The following is a 5,462-nucleotide window of genomic DNA, read 5'->3' on the forward strand; positions in this document are numbered from 1 at the left end:
GCCGGGAGGCCCACCGGCATGGCAGGCGTCGTCATGGACACGACCGAGCGGAAGATGGTCGAGGAGCGGCTGCGGCAATCGGAGAAGATGGAGGCCGTTGGCCAGCTCACCGGTGGTGTGGCGCACGACTTCAACAACCTCCTGACCGTCGTGACCGGCGCGCTCAGCATGATCGCCCGGGCGCCGGATCGGCCCGACCGCGTTGCCCGGCTCGCCGAGGCCGGACTGCAGGCATCGCGGCGCGGCGCCGACCTTACCTCGAAGCTGTTGGCCTTCTCGCGGCGGCAGATGGTGCGGCCCGAGGTGGTCGATCCGAACCGTCTGCTCGAGGAGTTCGTACCCCTGCTCCGGCGCGCCGCCGGTGAGACGGTGGCGATCGAGCTCGACCTCGCCCCCGACCTGGATCCGGCGCGGGTTGACCCGGGGCAGCTCGAGGCAACCGTCCTGAACCTGGTGGTCAACGCCCGCGACGCCATGCCCGGCGGTGGCCGAGTGCGGATCGAGACCCGGAACGCGCGTCTCTCGGCCGCTGAGCTGGCCGACATGCCGGAGGTGGCGCCCGCCGCCTACCTCCAGATTGCGGTCGGCGACACCGGTACCGGGATGGACGAGACGACGCGAGCGCGGGCCTTTGAGCCGTTCTTCACGACCAAAGAAGTCGGCAAGGGCACCGGGCTCGGCCTGAGCCAGGTCTACGGCTTCGCGCGGCAGGCGGGCGGCCACGTCCGCCTCCTGAGCGCGCCAGGCCAGGGCACGACGGTAGAGATCTACCTGCCGCGGTCCGAGGAGCGGACCCCGGTGCGACACGCAGAAGACAGGGCGCCGCCGCGTGAGGCCACGGGAGGCGAGGTGGTGTTGGTGGTCGAAGACGAACCCGCAGTGCTCGACATGGCCGTCGAGAGCGTACGAGAGCTCGGCTACGGGACCCTGGCCGCGCGCGACGCGGCGGAGGCACTGGAGCACCTGCAGAGCGGTGAGCGCATTGACGTCCTGTTCTCAGACGTGGTGATGCCGGGAGGCGTCGACGGCATACAGCTAGCCGAGCGGGCACGGCGTCTGCGCCCCGATCTCAGAATCCTGCTGACGTCGGGCTACTCGGCGTCGGTAGTCGGGCATGAGATACCCAAGGGCCTGCCACTCTTGTTAAAGCCCTACGTGCGCGAGGATCTGGCAGCCAAGCTGACCCTCGTCGTGGGCGAAAGCAACGCGCCGAAGGAGTCCGCCCTGCAGGTCGGTCCCTGAACGCGAAGCGGCGTAGCGCTGAACACGCGACCTCCTGGGTCGACTGGTCGGGACTACGATCCCCGCTGGCCACGTCCTGGTTGGCGAAGATAGCGACCTAAAAGCCTAACTATTCAGAGCAGGCGGACCGATGCAGGCTAGGGGTAGGCCCATGTCGACAAAACTGGCACTGTACTTGGCATGGTCCGTAGAGCCTCAAGCCAAAATTTGGCTACCGCCCCAGTAGAGGTGTGTGCCAAGGCGACAACCGCCCGCTTGTGGGTGTGAGTATCGATGGCTGCTGACGCGGACATCCAGGCCGAGCGCGTCACGGTCATGATGCGCCAGACGCCGTTGGCTGCCATTGTAACTGCCGCGAATGCGTCGTTAATGGCCGCAGTGTTGGCCGCCAGCACAAACGAGTCTCAAGTCCTGTTATGGCTGGGCGCTGCCATTACCGTTGCCGTACTCCGCCTCGCGCTCTGGAACTGGCACCAGAAATCAGTCGTGTCTGGCGGCGGAGCTCGCACGCGTTACTGGGCGGCACTGGGTACCTGTGGTGCGGCAGCTGCGGGCGCCGTCTGGGGCGGGGGTGCAGCTTGGCTATGGCCACAGTCTGAATCCCACCAACTCCTGTGGGTTTTCCTCATCGGCGGCATGTGCACCGGGGCCGCAGCCATTCATAACACCTACCTACCAAGCGCACTCGCTTTCATCCTACTGGCGGGTAGCCCAGTCGCAGCGCGCTATGCCTCAAGCGCTTCGCCGAGTGCCTTGGCTGCAGCAGGGATGGTGCTGGTCTATTTGGGCGCGATGGTGGTTCTCAGTTGGAGAGCCAGCAACCAGTTCGCCGAAAACATACGGCTGCGGATGAACTTCGAACGCCAAGCCAAGCAGCTCGACGCGGCGAATGAGCAACTACGACACGAGATAGCCCAGCACCGCGCGACCGAGGCAATTTTGCGTCAGGCGCAAAGGATGGAGGCTTTAGGACAGCTAACCGGAGGCATAGCCCATGATTTTAATAACCTGCTGACGATTGTCCTCGGCAACCTGGCGCTGCTACGCCACGAAATGCCAGCCGACGCGAGGGCTGCGATGCGTTACGCCAATAACGCTCTCCTTGGGGCTCAGCGTGGGGCCGCCCTGACCCAGCGCCTGCTCACCTTTGGCCGCGGCCAGACGTTGCGACCTGAGGCAATAGATTTGGCAGCTTTAGTCAGTGGCATGTCCGCTCTCCTGCATAACGCAGTTGGTCCCGGCGTCGAGGTTGTGACACGCGTTCCATCTTACCTGCCACCGGTCTACGTTGATGCCAACCAACTGGAACTCGCCTTGCTCAATTTGGCAGTGAACGCGCGGGATGCCATGCCATCAGGTGGGGTAATCACAGTCACTGCTAGCGAACAAACAACTGATGTGGCAAGCACCGATGCTTGTGTCACCTCGTCGAAGTATGTGGTGCTAAGCGTGACCGATACCGGCGAGGGCATGGATGAGGCTACGCTAGCCAAGGCTACGGAACCTTTCTTCACGACAAAGGAAGTCGGCAAGGGCACCGGTCTAGGTTTGTCCATGGCTCACGGTTTTGCTGCGCAATCTGGCGGGAAGCTCATACTGCACAGCGCCAAGGGTGCTGGCACCACCGTCGAGTTTTGGCTACCTCGAATGGCCCCGCAAGCAGGTGAAGCAACCGGCAAGTGTTCCGCTCCTGACGGCTTCTTGCAAGGCGCGACCGTAGAGCAAAAACCGCTCACAGTCTTGCTGGTCGATGATGATGACCTGGTGCTGTCGAGCACGGCGGCGATGCTCGAGCACCTTGGGCACGGAGTTATTGAAGCCGGTTCGGGCGACGAGGCACTGGCTGCCATCTCTGGCGCAACAGCCGTTGACCTAGTTATCACCGACCATGGGATGCCTGGAATGACTGGCATTCAGCTAGCGCAGGCAATTCACAAGATGCACCCGAAGATGCCGGTGATACTCTACACAGGCTATCATGAGGATGAGGCACCCGTCGGAGTGTTCCTACTGCCCAAGCCGTTTGGGCAGCAGGAGTTGGTGCAAGCTATCGAGCTTTGCATGGCAACGAAGGCAGCTACCTGACAGCCGCAGGTGTCAAAAGGCGAAGCTCGCCTGGATTGACACGATATCCACGGAAGCTGAGTAGTTCGTCGTCAGGTCTCCCCGCAGAAAGTCATCGGTGCCGGGTCCACTATCTCGCAGCCGAACTCGGGCTTCGTCTGCGACGATATGTGTGTATGCAGCCGAGAAAGTGACACCTTTGGCAGGCTGCCAGCTTGCTCCGGTTGAGAGCCAATAGCGATCCGTGTCAGGGATGCGCGGGGTCCGCGTCCCGTTCGGCACCGGGGTTTGGTCCCAAGCAATGCCGCTGCGCACGACCAATGCATCGTTAACACGGTATTCCGCACCAAGCGAAAGAAACCACGAGTCTCGCCAACGCTCTTGAGTCACCGAGGGTGCCCGGCCATCGTCGAAGCGCACCACGAGGTCGCGAAAGCGACTCCAGTTGGTCCACTCGGCGCCGGTCAACAGAGTCCATCGCTCGCCAATTTGTTGCGAGAAGCCGAGAGTCAGGCTCTCAGGCGTCGCAAGCTTGGCTTGGCCGCGAGCTGAGGCGAAGCCTGCGGCCACCGCGGTCGGAACCCCGTCGAACCGAGCGTCTCCACCAAGGTTATGGAAAATCGCTGACCGGAAGGCGGCGCCCAGTTGCGTGCCGATTATTGGTCTCCATTGGGCACCAACCTGCCAGCCAAAGGCGGTATCGTCCCCGGTGACGGTGGCGCGGCTGTCTGCCACGCCAGGACGAAATCCGGCACGGCGTAGGGCCGGGTTGAGGAATCCGACCGCGCCCAGGTCAACCGCTTGAGATAGCCGTGCGTCGGCATACTGGATTTGTAGCCCAGCTCCGACGGCGAGGTTCGGCAACGGGCGCCAAGCCACAGACGGCGTTATGTTGATGGTACGGAGCGAGGATGTGAGAGCATGGTAGCGCCCAATGAAGTCTGCCGGGTATTTCGTCACAAGACCCCACGGGCTGGTCACGCTTATGCCGAGATGCCACCGCTCACCTAATGCGACGGATCCATGCAGGGCTGGCACGAATGCGTCCTGGGCGGCATCCCTGCCCAGAGAGCCGGTTATTGCGCTGGAGCCCACAGCAGCGGTTCGGGACGCTGACCCGGTTTGCGCATCGAGCTGTCCAAAGACGCCGCTCCCAACGACAGCTGCTTGAGTGCCCGGCAGCCAAGCCATGCTGGCCGAATTGAAATACAGGAAGGAGGGGTCATCGCTCTTGGCAGCAGCACCGGCAAGGGATGCACCTTGGCTTGTGGCGCTCTGCTCACGCAGCTCGAAGCCTGTCCCCGAGGCGTCGGCCAGCATTGTGAAAAAGCTGACTGCAACCGGCACCGGGAGCCAAATTGCCCGCTTTCCGTGCCGCTTGTTGTCACGTGCCATGGTCTACTTCTCCCTGTCGCACCGGGCAGGCAGCATGCATCGGCATGGATGCTGCCGTCGACCACAACCACGGCGATGTTCAAAAGGTCTGAGCCGTTCGAGGCTTTTTGGCCTCGTACTCTGATGCACCCTGTGAGTTCGAAGGACGCCAGCTTGCATGGCAGAATTTGTCCGAAGCTACGTGCTCTAGGCGATTGCTACGGTTGAGGTGGCACGTCGCGGCGCGCTGCTAGCAGTCGATTGGGACTGACCCGTCACCTGGGGTCAAACTCGGCTCCAACTGCGATAAGCGACCAACCTGGCGGAGTGGGCGTCACGTCCTTGGCTGGAGACGGCGCCAGACGGACGACAACATTATCGAACTCGCCCGGGCTGGCCGAGCAAGATGGTTAGGTGCCAACGTTAGAGATGCGGTCGCACCAACCAAACAGCAACTCACGCTGGACCTCATCGCTTGAGGAACAAGTGAGGTACGCCAAAGCGGCGGCGCCTCCTGGTGAGGAGGGATGCATGGCGAACCTGCAGACGAAGAAAACCCGTTGCTGAGCATGATGCTGAGCAGCGCGAATGCCTGGGCCGGAGCCGCCCGCGGTCTTGTGACCGCCCAGGCCAAGCGCCAGCGCTCAGCGGCCATGCGCGACGGCGCTAAGCAAATTATTGGGTTTTGGGCAAAGGCAATGACGAGGGTAACGTCCACGGAGGTGTTGGAAAATCCGGCCTTGGCCGGAGTGTAGGGTTGGGGTGGCCATCGGACCTGGCGG

The 5,462-nt window shown here is 62.7% G+C and carries 4 protein-coding genes; 3 read left to right on the forward strand and 1 reads right to left on the reverse strand.

The features are described from left to right. A partial coding sequence (locus tag JMJ56_RS32520; protein WP_236039043.1) for an ATP-binding protein occupies window positions 1-1,242 on the forward strand: 1,242 nt, incomplete at its 5' end. A 273-nt stretch (window positions 1,243-1,515) separates the two neighbouring features. Further along, window positions 1,516-3,327 carry an ATP-binding protein gene (locus tag JMJ56_RS32525; RefSeq protein WP_202836024.1) on the forward strand — a complete coding sequence of 604 codons (1,812 nt, stop codon included), beginning with the start codon at window positions 1,516-1,518 and terminating at the stop codon, window positions 3,325-3,327. Between the two features lie 12 nt (window positions 3,328-3,339). Here the strand turns inward: JMJ56_RS32525 and JMJ56_RS32530 are convergent, their stop codons facing one another. Then, the gene (locus tag JMJ56_RS32530; RefSeq protein ID WP_202836025.1) at window positions 3,340-4,701 is read right to left on the reverse strand and encodes an OmpP1/FadL family transporter; all 1,362 of its coding nucleotides are present in this window, start codon (window positions 4,699-4,701) and stop codon (window positions 3,340-3,342) included. A gap of 506 nt (window positions 4,702-5,207) precedes the next feature. Here JMJ56_RS32530 and JMJ56_RS32535 point away from each other — a divergent pair. Further along, window positions 5,208-5,435, forward strand: a complete 228-nt coding sequence (locus JMJ56_RS32535) for a hypothetical protein (RefSeq protein ID WP_202836026.1) — start codon at window positions 5,208-5,210, stop codon at window positions 5,433-5,435. Window positions 5,436-5,462 lie beyond the last annotated feature (27 nt).

It is taken from the genome of Belnapia arida (assembly GCF_016773205.1).
GTDB classification, from domain to species: domain Bacteria; phylum Pseudomonadota; class Alphaproteobacteria; order Acetobacterales; family Acetobacteraceae; genus Belnapia; species Belnapia arida.

What these genes read in the sequence shown, in the direction of transcription:
- JMJ56_RS32535 (WP_202836026.1), top strand. Translation starts at nt 5,208, where the DNA reads ATGCATGGCGAACCTGCAGACGAAGAAAACCCGTTGCTGAGCATGATG.
- JMJ56_RS32525 (WP_202836024.1), top strand. Translation starts at nt 1,516, where the DNA reads ATGGCTGCTGACGCGGACATCCAGGCCGAGCGCGTCACGGTCATGATG.
- JMJ56_RS32530 (WP_202836025.1), bottom strand. Translation starts at nt 4,701, where the DNA reads ATGGCACGTGACAACAAGCGGCACGGAAAGCGGGCAATTTGGCTCCCG.